Here is a 16,055-nt window from a genome sequence, read left to right as displayed (position 1 = left end):
CGCAGCGTCAGCCGCGGTGCTCCCGGCCCAGGTGGTGCACCCGGACCATGTTCGTGGTGCCGGCGACACCGGGCGGGGAGCCGGCGGTGATGACCACGATGTCTCCGTCGTCGAACCGCTTGAGCCGCGTCAGCTCCTGGTCGACCAGCTCCACCATCTCGTCGGTGCTGTTCACGAAGGGCACCACGTGCGACTCCACGCCCCAGCTCAGTGCCAGTTGATTGCGGGTGGACTCGTCCGTGGTGAACGCCAGGATCGGCTGGCAGGCCCGGTAGCGGGACAGCCGGCGGGCGGTGTCTCCGGACTGGGTGAAGGCCACCAGGCCCTTGCCGCCCAGGAAGTCGGCGATCTCGGCCGCGGCGCGCGCCACCGAACCGCCCTGCGTGCGCGGCTTCTTGCCCGGCACGAGCGGCTGCAGACCCTTGGAGAGCAGTTCCTCCTCGGCCGCCTGCACGATCTTCGACATCGTCTTGACGGTCTCGACCGGGTACGCGCCCACGCTCGACTCGGCGGACAGCATGACCGCGTCGGTGCCGTCCAGGATGGCGTTGGCGACGTCCGAGGCCTCGGCGCGGGTCGGACGGGAGTTGGTGATCATCGACTCCATCATCTGGGTCGCCACGATCACCGGCTTGGCGTTGCGGCGGCACAGCTCGATGAGCCGCTTCTGCACCATCGGGACCTTCTCCAGGGGGTACTCGACGGCCAGGTCGCCGCGGGCGACCATCACGCCGTCGAACGCCATCACGACGTCCTCCATGTTGGCCACCGCCTGCGGCTTCTCCACCTTGGCGATGACCGGGACGCGCCGGCCCTCCTCGTCCATGATCCGGTGGACGTCCTTGACGTCGTTGGCGTCGCGCACGAACGACAGCGCGACCATGTCGCAGCCCATGCGCAGCGCGAACCGCAGGTCGTCGATGTCCTTCTCGGACAGCGCCGGGACGTTCACCGCCGCACCGGGCAGGTTGATGCCCTTGTGGTCGGAGATGACGCCGCCCTCGATGACCATCGTCTTCACCCGCGGGCCCACGACGTCCAGGACCTTCAGCTCGACGTTGCCGTCGTTGATCAGGATCGGGTCGCCCTTGGAGACGTCGCCCGGCAGGCCCTTGTACGTCGTACCGCAGATGTGCTTGTCGCCCGGGACGTCCTCGACGGTGATGGTGAACTCGTCACCGCGCACCAGCTCGACGGGACCCTCCGCGAAGGTCTCCAGGCGGATCTTCGGGCCCTGCAGATCGGCGAGGACACCGATGGCCTTGCCGGCTTCGGCGGCTGCGGAGCGGACGCGGACGTACCGGGTCTCGTGCTCTTCGTGCGTGCCGTGGCTGAAGTTGAAGCGGGCCACGTTCATGCCGGCCTCGATCAGCGCTACGAGCATTTCATGGGAGTCGACCGCGGGGCCGAGGGTACAGACGATTTTCGAACGGCGCATGGGGGCGATCCTATCGGTTTGTTTCGCTACGGAATATTCCGTCTGGCGGAAGATACAAATGGGCGGGTTCGCGCTCAGGCGAGAGCCGTCGAATAGGTTCAGCTGCCCTTTCCGACCAATGCGTAGGTCTGTGTGGCGATCTCCAGTTCCTCGTCGGTGGGCACCACGGCGACCGCCACCCGCGCACCGGCGGGCGAGATCAGCCGCGGCCCGTCGCCGCGTACCGCGTTCAGATCGCCGTCCACCGCGAGACCCATCCCCTCGAGGCCCCCGACGGCAGCCTCGCGCACCGGGGCGGCGTTCTCACCCACTCCCGCCGTGAAGGCGATCGCGTCCACCCTGCCGAGTACCGCGTAGTAGGCGCCGATGTACTTCTTCAGCCGGTGGATGTAGATGTCGAAAGCGAGCCGCGCCTGTGCGTCGCCCTCGTCGATCCTGCGCTGAATTTCCCGCATGTCGTTGTCGCCGCACAGACCGAACAAACCGCTCCTCTTGTTGAGGAGAGTGTCGATCTCGTCCATGGACATTCCGCCAACACGCTCCAAATGGAAGATGACGGCAGGATCCAGGTCACCGGAACGCGTCCCCATCACGAGCCCCTCCAGGGGTGTGAGCCCCATGGAGGTGTCCACGCACCGTCCGCCCCGGACCGCAGAGGCGGACGCACCGTTGCCCAGATGCAGCACGATGACGTTGACGTCCTCCGGCGCCTTGCCCAGCAGCCCCGCGGTCTTCCGGGACACGTACGCGTGCGAGGTTCCGTGGAACCCGTACCGGCGGATCCGGTGCCGGTCCGCGATCTTCGTGTCGATGGCATAGCGTGCCGCGTGCTCCGGCATGGTGGTGTGGAACGCCGTGTCGAACACGGCGACCTGCGGCAGGTCCGGACGGAGCGCCATCGCCGTGCGGATGCCGGTGAGATTGGCCGGGTTGTGCAGCGGTGCCACGGGGATCAGCCGCTCGATCTCGGTGAGCACGGCGTCGTCGATGACGGTGGGTTCGCTGAAGAACATGCCGCCGTGCACCACGCGGTGGCCGATGGCGGCCAGCTCGGGCGAGTCGAGCCCCAGCCCGTCCCTGGCCAGTTCCTCGGCGACCGCCTTGAGCGCCGCCTGGTGGTCCGCGATCGGGCCGTTCTGCTCACGGGTGTCACCGGTGGCGGCCACCGTGTGCTTGATCCGCGAGGTCTGCTCGCCGATGCGCTCGACGAGGCCCGTGGCCAGCCGGCTGCTGTCGCGCATGTCCAGCAACTGGTACTTCACCGACGACGAGCCGGAGTTGAGGACGAGTACGTGGGTCGGGCTCACCGGTCTGCCTTCTCGACGGGGTTCTGGGCCTGGATCGCCGTGATGGCGACGGTGTTGACGATGTCCTGGACGAGAGCGCCCCGGGACAGGTCGTTGACGGGCTTGCGCAGACCCTGCAGTACGGGGCCGACGGCGATCGCACCGGCCGAGCGCTGCACGGCCTTGTAGGTGTTGTTGCCGGTGTTGAGATCGGGGAAGATCAGCACGGACGCCTGTCCGGCGACGTCCGAGCCCGGGAGCTTGGTCGCCGCCACACTGGGCTCGACCGCGGCGTCGTACTGGATCGGGCCCTCGATCATCAGGTCGCCGCCGCGCAGCCGCACCAGCTCGGTGGCCTCACGCACCTTGTCGACGTCGGCGCCCGAGCCGGAGGTCCCGGTGGAGTACGACAGCATCGCGATCCGCGGCTCCACCCCGAACTGCCGGGCCGTGGCGGCCGACTGGACGGCGATGTCGGCGAGCTGCTCGGCGTTCGGGTCGGGGTTCACCGCGCAGTCGCCGTAGACGAGCACCTTGTCCGCGAGGCACATGAAGAAGACGGAGCTGACGATCTTCGCGTCCGGCCTGGTCTTGATGATCTCGAAGGCGGGCCGGATGGTGGCGGCCGTGGAGTGCACCGCCCCGGACACCATGCCGTCGGCGAGGCCTTCCTCGACCATGAGCGTGCCGAAGTAGTTCACGTCGGCGACGACGTCGTACGCCAGCTCGACCGTGACGCCCCGGTGGGCACGCAGCCGGGCGTACCGCTCGGCGAAGGTGTCGCGCATCGCGGAGGTGGCGGGGTCGATCAGCTGGGCGTCGCCGAGGTCGATGCCGAGGTCGGCGGCCTTCTTGCGGATCCCGTCGATCGGTCCGAGCAGCGTCAGGTCGCAGACGCCCCGGCGCAGCAGCACCTCGGCGGCGTGCAGCACGCGTTCCTCGGTGCCCTCGGGGAGCACCACCCGGCGCTTGTCGGCCCGGGCCCGCTCCAGCAGCTTGTGCTCGAACATCATCGGCGTGAGCCGGTCGCTGCTCGGGGCGGACACCCGCTGGAGCAGGTCGGCGGTGTCGACGTACCGCTCGAACAGACCGAGCGCGCGCTCCGCCTTGCGCGGTGTGGCCGCGTTCAGCTTCCCCTCCAGGGAGAACAGCCGGGCGGCGGTGGGGAAGCTGTTGCCGGACACGGAGAGCACCGGTGTGCCCGGGGCGAGGCGGTCGGCCAGGGAGAGGATCCCTTCGCCGGGCACCTCGTCCAGGGTGAGCAGCAGTCCGGCGATCGGCGGATTGCCCGCGCTGTGGGCGGCGAGCGAGCCGACGACCAGGTCGGCGCGGTCGCCCGGCGTCACCACCAGGCAGCCCGGAGTCAGGGCGCCCAGGAGGTTGGGCAGCATGGCGCCGCCGAAGACGAAGTCGAGGACGTCCCGCGCCAGGCCGGCGTCGTCGCCGAGAACCACCCGCGCATCGAGGGCCTGGGTGATCTGCGCGACCGTGGGCGCGGAGAGGGCGGGGTCGTCGGGGAGCACGTAACAGGGGACGGGCAGCCGGGAGTCGAGCCGCTGGGCGATCTCCTCCCGGTCCTCGCCCGCCACCCGGTTGACGACCATGGTGAGGACGTCGCAGCCCAGTCCGTCGTACGCCCGGTAGGCGTTGCGGACCTCGGCCCGTATCGAGTCGGTGGTCTGGCTGCGCCCACCCACCACCGGGATCACGGACGCCCCGAACTCGTTGGCGAGCCGGGCGTTGAGGGACAGCTCGTCGGGGAGCTGGGTGTCCGCGAAGTCGGTGCCGAGGACGAGGACCACGTCGTAGTCGCGGGCCACGAGGTGGAAGCGGTCGACGAGGGTGGACACCAGCTCGTCCGTCCCCTGTTCGGCCTGGAGCGCGGACGCCTCGTGGTAGTCCATGCCGTACACCGTCGTCGGGTCCTGCGACAGCCGGTAGCGGGCGCGCAGCAGCTCGAAGAGGCGGTCGGGGCCGTCGTGGACGAGCGGGCGGAACACGCCCACCCGGTCGACCTGCCGGGTCAGGAGCTCCATGACTCCCAGTTCGACGACCTGGCGGCCGTCGCCGCGGTCGATCCCGGTCACGTACACGCTGCGCGTCACGCGTGCTCTCCGTTTCGTCTCTCGTGCGGGGTGGCGGGCAGGGGCGCGGGCGGCCCTCCGGTCGTTCCGCGCCCTCCCCCTGCGGCCGGAGCCGAGGCGGGCGTCATTGACCGGTTCTGCATGTTTTTGTGGGGTTCTGCGGCACGCGACTGTCGTCCATGGGGGGTCGGCAGAACCCTCTTGACAATACCCCTGGGGCTGGATAAGGCGCCCGTCAGCATCCCGGGGTCAAGGGCTCGGCGCAAGACGGGGTGCGGGCGCGGCACCCGTCTGTGCGCCGTGAAACAATCGGATTGGCTCACCGGAATCAACAGCGAGCAGGAGACACAGCACGATGCGCATCGGAGTACTCACCGCAGGCGGCGACTGCCCGGGCCTGAACGCAGTGATCCGGTCGGTCGTGCACCGGGCGGTGGCGCAGTACGGCGACGAGGTGATCGGTTTCGACGACGGCTACCGCGGTCTGCTCGACGGTCACTACCGCACCTTGGACCTCGACGCGGTCAGCGGCATCCTGGCGCTCGGCGGCACCATCCTCGGCTCCTCGCGCCTGCAGCGCGACCGTCTGCGCGAGGCCTGCGAGAACGCGTCGGACATGATCCGCGACTTCGGCATCGACGCCCTGATCCCGATCGGCGGCGAGGGCACGCTGACGGCGGCGCGCATGCTCTCGGACGCGGGCCTGCCGGTCGTCGGCGTGCCCAAGACGATCGACAACGACATCTCCTCGACGGACCGCACCTTCGGCTTCGACACGGCGGTGACCGTGGCCACCGAGGCGATGGACCGCCTGAAGACCACGGCCGAGTCCCACCAGCGCGTGATGGTCGTGGAGGTCATGGGCCGCCACGCCGGCTGGATCGCGCTGGAGTCGGGCATGGCGGCCGGCGCCCACGGCATCTGCCTCCCCGAGCGCCCCTTCGACCCCGCCGACCTGGTCAAGATGGTCGAGGAGCGCTTCGCCCGCGGCAAGAAGTTCGCGGTGGTCTGCGTCGCCGAGGGCGCACACCCCGCCGAGGGCACCATGGACTACGGCAAGGGCGAGATCGACCAGTACGGACACGAGCGCTTCCAGGGCATCGGCACGGCCCTCGCCTACGAGTTGGAGAGGCGGCTCGGCAAGGAGGCCAAGCCGGTCATCCTCGGCCACGTCCAGCGCGGTGGCACGCCCACCGCGTACGACAGGGTGCTCGCGACCCGCTTCGGCTGGCACGCGGTCGAGGCGGCGCACCGCGGGGAGTTCGGCAGGATGACGGCGCTGCGGGGCACGGACGTGCTGATGGTGCCGCTCGCGGAGGCGGTCACCGAGCTGAAGACGGTGCCGAAGGACCGGATGGACGAGGCGGAGTCGGTCTTCTGAGGGTTCGCCCGCGACGGGTCGTCCCGCGACCGCTGCAGCTGTCGATCACCGGCGGCGGGACCGTCCCGCAGCCGGTCCGCCCCGGTTCCCCGGCGCCGGGGACCGCGTGTATCGCGGGCGTATCGAAAATCGCATACGCCACCGCAACGGCCCTCCGTCTGCGATGGGGGCATGAACCACAACGCATCCCCGTCGGCGCCGACCGGCCGCACACGGCGGACGGTGCTCCTCGGCCTGGCGATCCTCGGTATCGGGAGCGCCGTGTCCGTCGTGCGGCGGCCGCTCATGATGTCGGCTCCGATGTGCATGGCGGGGCGGTGGCACGGCTGCTTCGACACGTTCAACGGTGTGGTGCTCATGACGCTGGTCGCGCTGCCGTTGGCCGCGCTGGTGGTGTGGGCTCTGGCGCGCGTCCGGCGCGCCGCCGGGGTCCCGTCGGCGCGGGCGTGGCGCACGTCGCTGGCCGAGGTGGGCATGGTCCACGGGACGGTGCCGCTCGTATGGCTGACGATGATGCCGGGCGCCGGTCCCGGTGTCGCTCCCCGTCGGGTGAGCCTGGTACCGCTGCGGGACCTGGTCACGATGGGCCCGCTCGGGATCGTCGGCAACCTGCTGGTCTTCGCGGCGCTGGGGTTCTTCGCCCCGATGCGGTTCGCGGCCCTGGCGTCCGTGCCGAGGGTCCTGGCGATCGGGGCGGGCTGCTCGGTCCTGGTCGAGACCGCACAGTACGTCCTGTGGCTGGACCGGGTGTCCTCGGTGGACGACGTGCTGGTCAACGCCACAGGCGCCCTGCTGGCCGCGCTTGCGTCACGGCGCTGGTGGCGCACTGCGGCACAAGCGCCGTCGGACCGGCCTCGGCCCGCACCGGCAGCGGCCGGCTGACCCGCGGCTGCGGTGTCCGCACGTCTTCGCATACGGCGGCGATATGTCGGGGTGCCTAGGCTTCGGGCATGCGCGTACTGATCGTGGAGGACGAGCCCTACCTGGCCGAAGCCGTCCGTGACGGTCTGCGTCTGGAGGCGATCGCCGCCGACATCGCCGGCGACGGCGACTCCGCCCTGGAACTGCTCAGCGTCAACGCCTACGACCTCGCGGTCCTCGACCGCGACATCCCCGGCCCCTCCGGTGACGAGGTCGCCCGGCGCATCGTCGCCTCCGGCAGCGGCATCCCGATCCTCATGCTCACCGCCGCCGACCGGATCGACGACAAGGCTTCCGGGTTCGGGCTCGGCGCCGACGACTACCTCACCAAACCGTTCGAGCTGCGGGAGCTCGTCCTGCGGCTGAGGGCGCTCGACCGCAGACGCGGGTACGCCCGGCCCCCGGTCCGCGAGATCGCGGGCCTGCGGCTCGATCCCTTCCGCCGGGAGGTCTTCCGCGACGGACGCCACGTCGCGCTCACCCGCAAACAGTTCGCCGTGCTCGAAGTCCTCGTCGCGGCCGAGGGCGGGGTCATCAGTGCCGAAGAGCTGCTGAGGCGAGCCTGGGACGAGAACGCCAACCCCTTCACCAACGCCGTCCGCATCACCGTCTCCGCACTGCGCAAGCGGCTCGGCGAGCCATGGATCATCGCCACGGTGCCGGGTGTCGGCTACCGCATCGACACCGGCCCCGGCACCGTCCGCCCCGGCAGTACGCGTGCCTAGGCGCCCAGGGCTCAGCGTCCGGCTGAAACTCACCGTCAGCTACGCCGGGTTCCTCGCCGTCGCCGGCGCTCTCCTGCTGGCCGTGGTGTGGGCGTTCCTGCTGCGCTACGTACCCGACACCTCCAAGGGCCTTCTCGGGATCGCGCCCAACCGCTACCTCCTTGTGCGCACCTTCGCCCCCGCCGCGGCCGTGGCGATGGTCTTCCTGCTTCTGTTCGGCCTGGTCGGGGGATGGATCCTCGCCGGCCGGATGCTCGCACCGCTCACCCAGATCACGGACGCGGCACGGACGGCCGGGAACGGATCGCTGTCCCACCGGATCCGCATGAAGGGCCGCCAGGACGAATTCCGCGAACTCTCCGACGCGTTCGACTCGATGCTCGAACAACTGGAGTCCCACGTGGTCGAGCAGCAGAGGTTCGCCGCGAACGCCTCCCACGAACTGCGCACCCCGCTGGCCATCTCGCAGACACTTCTCGACGTCGCCCGCAAGGACCCCACGCGGGACCGGGGCGAACTCATCGAACGCCTGCAAACCGTCAATACGCGCGCCATCGACCTCACCGAGGCCCTTCTGCTGCTCAGCCGCAGTGACCGCGGGAACTTCGTCCGCGAGAGCGTCGACCTCTCCCTCGTCGTCGAGGAGGCCGCCGAAACCCTGCTCCACCTCGCCGAACAGCGCGGGATCACCCTCGACGTCACCGGCCGGGCGACACCGACCAGGGGCTCGGCGGAGCTCCTGCTGCGGATGGTGACGAACCTCGTCCAGAACGCCATCGTCCACAACCTCCCCGCCGGCGGCACCGTGGCGGTCCACACCGAGGCGTACGGCGGCACGAGCGTGCTGCGGGTGGAGAACACGGGCCGCCGGCTCCCACCGGAACGGGTACCGACCCTCGTCGAACCCTTCCAGCGCGGCACGGAACGCGTACGCACCGACGAACACGCCGGCGTCGGCCTCGGCCTGGCCATCGTGCACAGCATCGTCCGCGCCCATGACGGGACCCTCGAGCTCGCCGCGCGCCCCGCCGGCGGTCTCCTCGTCACGGTCCGGCTTCCCGGTACGCCGTAGGCATCGTCCCCGAGCGGCCCCTGCGTCTCGCCGGGGTGTGCGGCGACGCGTCACGCCAGGACTTCCCGCAGCCAGGAGCGTTCGGCGCGGCTGGTGGCACGGGCGACGACAAGCATGCCCCGGCGATAGGGGTCGTCGGTCTCCGCGGCGGTCAGTGGGCGGTCACCGTCGTGGAAGAAGCTCGCGGGCTGTTCCAGGAAGTCCAGGCGGCGGCGCAGGACCGCGTGCTGGTCGGCGGTGTCGGGCAGCTGGGAGAGGAAGGCCAGCACCGTGAAGTACCGGGTGCCGTCGCTGATGTCCAGGCCGTCGGCGTCCCGCAGCCGGTGCAGCAGCTCACGCCGGCCGGCGTCGGTCAGGCGCAGGGTGTGCCGATGAGCGGCTGAGGCGCCCGGTTCGGTGCGGCGCTCCAGCAGCCCGGCATCGACCAGCCGGTTGATCGCGGGGTAGAGGCTGCCGTCGCTGACCGGCCGGGTATGGCCGGACAAGTACGCGATTCGACGGCGCAGCTGATAGCCGTGCAGCGGCCCTTCGGCCAAGAATCCCAGGATCGCGAGTTCGAGCATGCTGCTACTCTCGCACATCGAACCGAGGTACATCGAATCGATGTAGGGGTGAGGGTGACGTACTCCGAGGAATGGGTGACCGCCCGGGCACGGGACGCCTACCGGCACGGCCGGGCGTCGTTCGGCATACGGCCCGAGCGGACGGCGCTGCTGGTCATCGACATGCAGGACGAATTCGTCCGGCCCGGCTGGAGCCCCTACTGGGTGCCCGCGGCGACCCGGATGGCACCCCGGCTGCGGCAGTTGGTGCAGGTGTGCCGGGCCGCAGCCGTCCCGGTGATCTGGACCGTCTTCGACGACACGCATCTCGGGCTCGACCGGCCCCACGGCCTGCGCTTCCTCCCGCACGCCGACACCGACTGGCACCGGCCGGGCCCCGCCGAGGTATGGGCCCCGATGGACCGCCGCCCCGACGAGGCCCTGATCCGCAAGCCCTCCTACGGCGCGTTCTACGACACCCCGCTCGACACTATGCTGCGCAACCTCGGCCGGGACACCGTCGTCGTGACGGGAACACTCACCAACTACTGCTGCGGCACCACCGCCCGGCAGGCATACGAACGCGGCTACCGAGTCGTCTTCGGATCCGATGTCACGGCCACCGACGACGAGTCCCGGCAGGAGCCCGAACTCGCGGTCCTGCGCAAGGGGTTCGCGCTCGTGCTGAGCGCCGAGGAGATCACGGACCGACTGAGCGCGCCCCCGGGCGCGTCAGTCGGCGAGGGCGGGGACGACAGCGCCTGAAGCAGCCCTCGGAGCCGCTCCGGCGAACGGTCCTCCCCACCGCGCTCCGAGGTTCTCCACGATGCGGGCGGGGCCGGCGCGGGTGTCCTCGCCCGCGGCGGCCCCGCCCGGCGTGGAGCCGGTGCACAGGGCGGCGGCCCGCCTCCTCGCGCTCACCCCTTGACGGCCCCGCCCAACGCGAATCCGCCGCCGAGACGCCGTGCGACGAGCACGTACAACAGGATCACCGGCGTCGAGTAGATGACGGAGAACGCGGCCAGTTGGCCGTACGCCACCATTCCCCGGTTGCCGAAGAACTCGTTGATGCTCACCGACGCCGGCATCTGGTCCGGGGTCAGCAACAGCATGAAGGGCACGAAGAAGTTGCCCCACATCATCACGAACGAGAACACCGTCACCACCGCCACTCCAGGACCCATCAGCGGCAGCACGATCCGTACGAGCGACTGCATCGGCGACGCGCCGTCCGTCCACGCCGCCTCCTCCAGCTCCTTCGGCACCCCGTCCATGAAGTTCTTCATCAGCCAGATGGCGAACGGCAGTTGGGAGGCGGCGAAGAACAGGATCGTGCCCTGCATCGTGTCGATCAGGTCGACCTGCACGAACAGCGCGTAGACCGGCACCATGATCGCCGTGATCGGCAGGCTGGTCGCGAACAGGATCGTCAGCAGGAAAGGCCGGTTCAGGCGGGACCTGAAGCGCGACAGCGGGTACGCGGCGAGGGCCGCGCACACCACGGTCAGCAGCGTTCCCCCGCCGCACAGGATCAGGCTGTTGAGCAGCGGTGTGAAGGTGATGTCGGGTTTGAGCACGGCGTCGAAGTTGTCCAGGGTGATGCCGTCGGGGGCCTTCACCCGCAGGTCCGCCTGCGGGTCCACCGAGGAGAGGATCACCCACACGAGGGGCAGCGCGAACGCGGCGGCCGTCACCAGCAGACCGGTGTCGGCCGCCAGCCGGCGCCCCGTGCGGCGGGAGGCGAGCGTGGACGCCACCTCACACCTCCGTTCGCAGCAGTCGCATGTACATGACCGAGAACACCGAACCGACGAGCAGCAGCAGCAGCGCCACCGCCGTCCCGTACCCGATCATGCTGTTCTGGAAGGCCTGTTCGTACATGAAGAGGGGGAGGGTCTGGCTCTTGTTGCCGGGGCCGCCCCTCGTCATCACCCAGATCAGCCCGAAGACCGAGAGCGTCTGGAGCGTGTTCAGCATCAGGTTCGTGCCGATGGACCGGCGGATCATCGGCAGCGTGATGTGCCACAGACGGCGGGGTCCGCCCGCGCCGTCCACCTCGGCCGCCTCCGTGATCTCCTTCGGGATCTCGTTCAGGGCCGCCGAGTAGACCAGCATGGAGAACGCCGTCCCCCGCCAGACGTTCGCGAACGAGACGGCCAGGATCGGCAGGGTGTAGAGCCAGTTCTGGGACGGGAGGTGCAGCGCGTCGAGGATCGCGTTCAGGGTGCCCTCCTTGCGGAAGAAGGCGTAGAGCAGAAAGCCCGCCACCACCTCCGGCAGCACCCAGGCCGTGATCACGACCCCGCCCGTCAGAGTGCGCACCGGCTTCGAGGCCCGTTGCATGAGCGCCGCCAGGGCGAGCCCCAGTGTGTTCTGGCCGACCAGAGAGGACACCACGGTGAAGACGAGCGTCAGCCAGACGGCGTTGAGGAAGGCCTCGTCCCCGAACGCGGTACGGAAGTTGGCGAAGCCGACGAAGGACGAGTGCGCCTGGCCCGTGAGTTGCAGGTCCGTGAAGGCGATGTACGCGCAGTAGGCGATCGGGCCCGCCAGGAAGAGCAGCAGCAGGACCACGGCGGGGGCCACCGGCAGCGCACGGGCCAGGGAGCGGCGCGGATCGGTCACTTCTGTACCACTTGGTTGTCGGTCGCCGCCTTGAGCGCGTCGTCGTAGTCGCTCGCCGCCTTGTCCACCGAGGCGTCACCCGTCGTCACGCCCTCCATGGCCTCCTGGATCGCGGTGGACACCTTCGGGTAGGCCGGGTAGGCAGGCCGGTAGTGGGTGCTGCTCACCAGGTCCGTGAAGAACTTGATCCCCGGCTGCGCCTTCACGTACGCGGGGTCGGACGCCACGTCCTTGCGGACCGCGATGCCGGAGTTGGCGATGTACCACTTCTGCGCGTTGGCCTTGGTCTGCATCGTCTGGATGAACTTGAAGGCCAGGTCCGGGTTGCCCGCCTTGGCGGGGATCGACCAGGTCCAGCCGCCGGACATGCTCACCTTGCCGGGGGCCTGGCCGTGCTGGGTGGGCATGTACGCGAGCCCCAGCTCCTTCGACCACTCGGGCCATTCGTGGCCGCTGCCCGGCAGCCAGTCCTGCGGGAGCCAGGAGCCGTCGAGGTCGATGGCGAGCTTGCCCTTGGGAAGCAGCTCACCGCGCACGATCGTCTGGATGTTGGGGTCGAGCGCCTGGGAGACATCCGTGCCCAGCTTCTCCTGGTACACGGTGTGGACGAAACCGAGGGCGTCCTTGAAGCCCTGGCCGCCGGCGATCCACTTCTTGGTCCCCTTGTCGTACAGGGGATCCGCCGTGCCGTCGCCCGTCCCGTACAGGAGCATCTCGAAGCCCTGCATCGTGGCGGCCTCACCGGCGGGCTTGCCGGTGTAGACGTTGAGGGGCGTGACGCCGGGGACCTTCTCCTTGACCGTGCGGGCGGCGGCCAGGACGTCGTCCCAGGTCTTCGGCTGCCAGTCGGTGGGCAGTCCCGCCTTCTCGAAGATGCCCTTGTCGAACCAGAGCCCACGGGTGTCGGTGCCGTCCGGGACTCCGTACGTCTTGCCGTCCTCGGCCTTGGCCGCGGCCTTCGCCGTGTCGATGAACTGATCCCAGTCCTTCCACTTGGCGAGGTAGGGGTCGAGGGGTTTGAGGTAGCCGCTGGTGATGTCCGAGTTGATGAGGAAGGTGTCCTCGTAGACGAGGTCGGGAGCCGTCTTCGGGGAGCGCAGCATCTGCTGGAGCTTGGTGTAGTACTCCGAGTCCGGAGCCTTGATGGGGACGAGCTCGACCTTTTTGCCGGGATTCTCCTTCTCGAACTGCTTCTTGATGCCGGCGAGATAGTCGTCCATGACATGGATCGAGTTGTCCGTCGACTGTTTGAAGGAGATCTTCACCGTGTCCGGGTCGCTGCCGGACCCGCTGCCGCACGCCGTGAGCGTGGGAGCGGCGAGGGAGACGGCGAGGAGTGCAGTGAGTACGGAAGTGGAACGGAAGCGGGCGGCGGTGGGGCGCACGGGCACGACCTCCTACTGGCCTACATCGTTGTCGGCCGGGACGACTGCCGTGTGAAGGTAAGAGGAGTGGTCTAGTCAGGTCAATGAGTGTGCGGGGGATACTTCGCCCGTGACCTGCGCTCCGGTTGCGGCGCCACCCTGCGGCGCCCGTGCCGCACCCCGAACTCCGCTTGGCCTAGCGGGACTTCTCGGCCCCCCGCACCCAGCGGTAGACCAACTCGGGTCGCCCCACCTGACCGTAGAGCGGACTGCGTCCGGCACGCCCCGCCTCCACGAGGTGTTCGAGGTACCGCCGGGCGGTGATCCGTGAGATCCCCACGTTCTCGGCGACCCCGGCGGCGGTGAGTCCCTCCGCACGCTCCCGCAGCACGCTCGTCACCCGCTCCAGCGTCGGTGCGCTCAGTCCCTTCGGCAGCGCCGCCGGCCCCGGCGCCCGCAGCGTCGCCAGGGCCCGGTCCACCTCGTCCTGCCCGCTCGCCTCGCCCGCCGCCTCACGGAACTCCGCATAGCGCACAAGACGGTCCCGCAGTGTTGCGAAAGTGAACGGTTTCAGCACGTACTGGACCACCCCGAGCGAGACCCCTTCCCGCACCACGGCCAGATCGCGTGCCGATGTGACGGCTATGACGTCCGCCTGGTATCCGGCGGCCCGCAGCGAGCGCGCCAGCTGCAGTCCGTGCACGTCCGGCAGGTGCAGGTCGAGCAGCAGCAGATCCACCCGCGTACGGTCGAGCAGCCGCCGTGCCTCCGCGCCCGTGTGCGCCGTGCCGACCGCCGTGAAGCCCGGGACCCGGCCGACGTACATGATGTGCGCGTCGGCGGCCACCGGGTCGTCCTCGACGACCAGGACGCGGATCGGCTCGGTCATGCGACACCTCCTGACAGGGCGGCCCCGGCCTCCGGTACCGCCGGCGCGGGCACCCTCACCGTGGGCAGGGGCACCCGCACCGTGAACTCGGCCCCGCCCGCGGCCGCCTGCGACACGGTCAGTGTGCCCTCGTGCCGGCGGACGGTCTGGCGGACCAGGGCAAGGCCCAGCCCACGGCCCCCGGTGGCGGTCGCGGGCTTGGTCGACCAGCCGCGCTCGAACACGGCCTCCTTGTGCGACGGATCCACGCCCGCGCCCGTGTCGCAGACGCGCAGGACCAGGCCGGAGTCGTCGGTGCGCGCCGTCACGGTGACCCGGGCGCCCGTCGTGCCCTGAGCGGCGTCCATCGCGTTGTCGATCAGATTGCCGAGGATCGTCACCAGGTCCCGGGCGGGCAGGGACGGCGGCAGCAGGCCGTCGTCGATCCGGCTGTCGTCCGACACCACCAGCTCCACGCCCCGCTCGTTGGCCTGCGCCGCCTTGCCCAGCAGCAGGGCCGCGAGGACCGGTTCGTTCACGGCTGCGACGACCTGGTCCGTCAGGGCCTGGGCCAGTTCCAGCTCGGCCGTGGCGAAGTCGACGGCCTCGTCGGCGCGACCCAGCTCGATCAGCGAGACCACGGCGTGCAGCCGGTTCGCCGCCTCGTGCGCCTGGGAGCGCAACGCCTGGGTGAAGCCGCGTTCCGAGTCCAGCTCGCCCGTCAGGGACTGGAGCTCCGTGACATCGCGCAGGGTGACCACCGTGCCGCGCCGTTCGCCGCCGGAGACCGGGGAGGTGTTCACGACCAGGACACGTGTGGCGGTCAGATGAACCTCGTCCACCCGGGGCTCGGAGGACAGCAGCGCGCCCGTCAGCTGGGCCGGCAGACCCAGCTCCGCCACCGAGCGGCCCACCACCTCGCCGCTCACTCCGAGCAGTTCCCGGCCGCCGTCGTTGATCAGTGCCACCCGGAACCGGCCGTCCAGCATCAGCAGGCCCTCGCGCACGGCGTGCAGCGCCGCCTGGTGGTAGTCGTGCATCCGGCTCAACTCGGTCGCGTTCATGCCGTGGGTGGAGCGCCGCAGCCGGGCGTTGATCACATAGGTGCCGATCGCGCCCAGCGCAAGGGCGCCGCCCGCGACACCGAGCAGGGTCGTCACCTGTTCCTGGACCCGTGCCGTGACCGTGTCGACCTTGATCCCGGCGCTCACCAGGCCGACGATCCGGCCGTCGTCGTGGATGGGCGTGACGGCGCGCACCGAAGGCCCCAGGGTGCCGGTGTAGGTCTCGGTGAACGACTCGCCCGCGAGTGCGCGGGCCGTGTGGCCGAGGAAGTGCTCGCCGATCCTCGCGGGATCTCGGTGCGTCCAGCGGATCCCGCGCGGGTTCATGATCGTGACGAAGTCGACGCCGGTGTGCTGCTGGACCTCGGTCGCGTACGGCTGGAGCGTGCTCGTCGGGTCGGGGGTGCGGATCGCCGCGCGGACGGAGGGGGCGTCCGCGACCGAGCGGGCCACTGCCATCGCCTGGCGGCCGGCCGCGTCCTGGGCCTGGCCGCGGTCGCTGAGGTAGGTGAAGGTGGCGTACCCCGCGACGAGGACCGCGATCAGCACGGCCTGCATCGCGAAGAGCTGGCCGGCGAGGCTGCGGGGGCTCGGGAGGGTGGGGACGCGCATGCGTTCAGTCTGCCTTGCGGCTCCGGCTCTCCATATAAGCGTGAACTAAATGAACGGAAGGGTGACCGCCGTC

General features: G+C 70.0%; 14 protein-coding genes. 5 read left to right on the top strand and 9 right to left on the bottom strand.

Annotated features, from left to right (window positions below):
• Nucleotides 1-7: 7 nt before the first annotated feature.
• From pyk to pta, 3 genes are all read right to left on the bottom strand, one after another.
• Nucleotides 8-1,438 (bottom strand): pyruvate kinase, encoded by a 1,431-nt coding sequence (gene pyk / locus ACSHXN_RS14030; RefSeq protein WP_355139504.1) that lies wholly within the window; start codon nt 1,436-1,438, stop codon nt 8-10.
• A 98-nt stretch (nt 1,439-1,536) separates the two neighbouring features.
• Nucleotides 1,537-2,745, bottom strand: coding sequence for an acetate kinase (locus ACSHXN_RS14025; RefSeq protein ID WP_355139502.1), 1,209 nt, complete (start codon nt 2,743-2,745; stop codon nt 1,537-1,539).
• Entirely contained in the window at nt 2,742-4,829 is a 2,088-nt protein-coding gene (pta, locus tag ACSHXN_RS14020) for a phosphate acetyltransferase (protein WP_356114816.1), read from the bottom strand. Before pta ends, ACSHXN_RS14025 begins: the two co-directional genes overlap by 4 nt.
• 334 nt (nt 4,830-5,163) lie before the next feature.
• Between pta and ACSHXN_RS14015 the strand changes: the two genes are divergently transcribed.
• The 4 genes from ACSHXN_RS14015 (at nt 5,164) to ACSHXN_RS14000 (ending at nt 8,907) form a co-directional block, all read left to right on the top strand.
• Nucleotides 5,164-6,189, top strand: a complete 1,026-nt coding sequence (locus tag ACSHXN_RS14015; RefSeq protein ID WP_355139498.1) for an ATP-dependent 6-phosphofructokinase — start codon at nt 5,164-5,166, stop codon at nt 6,187-6,189.
• A gap of 171 nt (nt 6,190-6,360) precedes the next feature.
• Nucleotides 6,361-7,071, top strand: a complete 711-nt coding sequence (locus ACSHXN_RS14010) for a VanZ family protein (protein ID WP_355139496.1) — start codon at nt 6,361-6,363, stop codon at nt 7,069-7,071.
• Nucleotides 7,072-7,139: 68 nt separating this feature from the next.
• Entirely contained in the window at nt 7,140-7,835 is a 696-nt protein-coding gene (locus ACSHXN_RS14005; RefSeq protein ID WP_355139494.1) for a response regulator transcription factor, read from the top strand.
• Nucleotides 7,828-8,907, top strand: a complete 1,080-nt coding sequence (locus ACSHXN_RS14000) for a sensor histidine kinase (RefSeq protein ID WP_438303186.1) — start codon at nt 7,828-7,830, stop codon at nt 8,905-8,907. Before ACSHXN_RS14005 ends, ACSHXN_RS14000 begins: the two co-directional genes overlap by 8 nt.
• A gap of 50 nt (nt 8,908-8,957) precedes the next feature.
• On the opposite strand, the gene ACSHXN_RS13995 is transcribed toward ACSHXN_RS14000, so the two are convergent.
• The gene (locus ACSHXN_RS13995) at nt 8,958-9,470 is read right to left on the bottom strand and encodes a PadR family transcriptional regulator (protein WP_355805555.1); all 513 of its coding nucleotides are present in this window, start codon (nt 9,468-9,470) and stop codon (nt 8,958-8,960) included.
• Between the two features lie 54 nt (nt 9,471-9,524).
• On the opposite strand from ACSHXN_RS13995, the gene ACSHXN_RS13990 reads away from it, so the two are divergent.
• Nucleotides 9,525-10,214, top strand: coding sequence for a cysteine hydrolase family protein (locus ACSHXN_RS13990; protein ID WP_438303185.1), 690 nt, complete (start codon nt 9,525-9,527; stop codon nt 10,212-10,214).
• Between the two features lie 152 nt (nt 10,215-10,366).
• Here the strand turns inward: ACSHXN_RS13990 and ACSHXN_RS13985 are convergent, their stop codons facing one another.
• The 5 genes from ACSHXN_RS13985 to ACSHXN_RS13965 all read right to left on the bottom strand — a co-directional run bounded on the left by ACSHXN_RS13985 (nt 10,367) and on the right by ACSHXN_RS13965 (nt 15,982).
• Nucleotides 10,367-11,206, bottom strand: coding sequence for a carbohydrate ABC transporter permease (locus ACSHXN_RS13985; RefSeq protein ID WP_355139491.1), 840 nt, complete (start codon nt 11,204-11,206; stop codon nt 10,367-10,369).
• A 1-nt stretch (nt 11,207) separates the two neighbouring features.
• Nucleotides 11,208-12,074, bottom strand: a complete 867-nt coding sequence (locus tag ACSHXN_RS13980) for a carbohydrate ABC transporter permease (protein WP_355139489.1) — start codon at nt 12,072-12,074, stop codon at nt 11,208-11,210.
• The gene (locus tag ACSHXN_RS13975; RefSeq protein WP_355139487.1) at nt 12,071-13,465 is read right to left on the bottom strand and encodes an extracellular solute-binding protein; all 1,395 of its coding nucleotides are present in this window, start codon (nt 13,463-13,465) and stop codon (nt 12,071-12,073) included. The genes ACSHXN_RS13980 and ACSHXN_RS13975 overlap by 4 nt, the downstream gene beginning before the upstream one ends.
• Nucleotides 13,466-13,634: 169 nt before the next feature.
• Entirely contained in the window at nt 13,635-14,327 is a 693-nt protein-coding gene (locus tag ACSHXN_RS13970) for a response regulator (RefSeq protein WP_355139485.1), read from the bottom strand.
• Nucleotides 14,324-15,982 carry a sensor histidine kinase gene (locus ACSHXN_RS13965; RefSeq protein ID WP_355139483.1) on the bottom strand — a complete coding sequence of 553 codons (1,659 nt, stop codon included), beginning with the start codon at nt 15,980-15,982 and terminating at the stop codon, nt 14,324-14,326. Before ACSHXN_RS13965 ends, ACSHXN_RS13970 begins: the two co-directional genes overlap by 4 nt.
• Between the last annotated feature and the right edge of the window lie 73 nt (nt 15,983-16,055).

Origin of the sequence: Streptomyces sp. HUAS TT11, assembly GCF_051553595.1 — a bacterium.
Taxonomy (GTDB): domain Bacteria; phylum Actinomycetota; class Actinomycetes; order Streptomycetales; family Streptomycetaceae; genus Streptomyces.
Note: the sequence above shows the minus strand (reverse complement) of the source record. Positions and strands in the feature narration are given on the sequence as shown.

Coding starts and splice junctions, on each gene's coding strand:
- ACSHXN_RS14015 (WP_355139498.1), top strand. CDS start 5,164: ATGCGCATCGGAGTACTCACCGCAGGCGGCGACTGCCCGGGCCTGAAC.
- pyk (WP_355139504.1), bottom strand. CDS start 1,438: ATGCGCCGTTCGAAAATCGTCTGTACCCTCGGCCCCGCGGTCGACTCC.
- ACSHXN_RS13970 (WP_355139485.1), bottom strand. CDS start 14,327: ATGACCGAGCCGATCCGCGTCCTGGTCGTCGAGGACGACCCGGTGGCC.
- ACSHXN_RS14010 (WP_355139496.1), top strand. CDS start 6,361: ATGAACCACAACGCATCCCCGTCGGCGCCGACCGGCCGCACACGGCGG.
- ACSHXN_RS13995 (WP_355805555.1), bottom strand. CDS start 9,470: ATGCTCGAACTCGCGATCCTGGGATTCTTGGCCGAAGGGCCGCTGCAC.
- ACSHXN_RS14005 (WP_355139494.1), top strand. CDS start 7,140: ATGCGCGTACTGATCGTGGAGGACGAGCCCTACCTGGCCGAAGCCGTC.
- ACSHXN_RS13965 (WP_355139483.1), bottom strand. CDS start 15,982: ATGCGCGTCCCCACCCTCCCGAGCCCCCGCAGCCTCGCCGGCCAGCTC.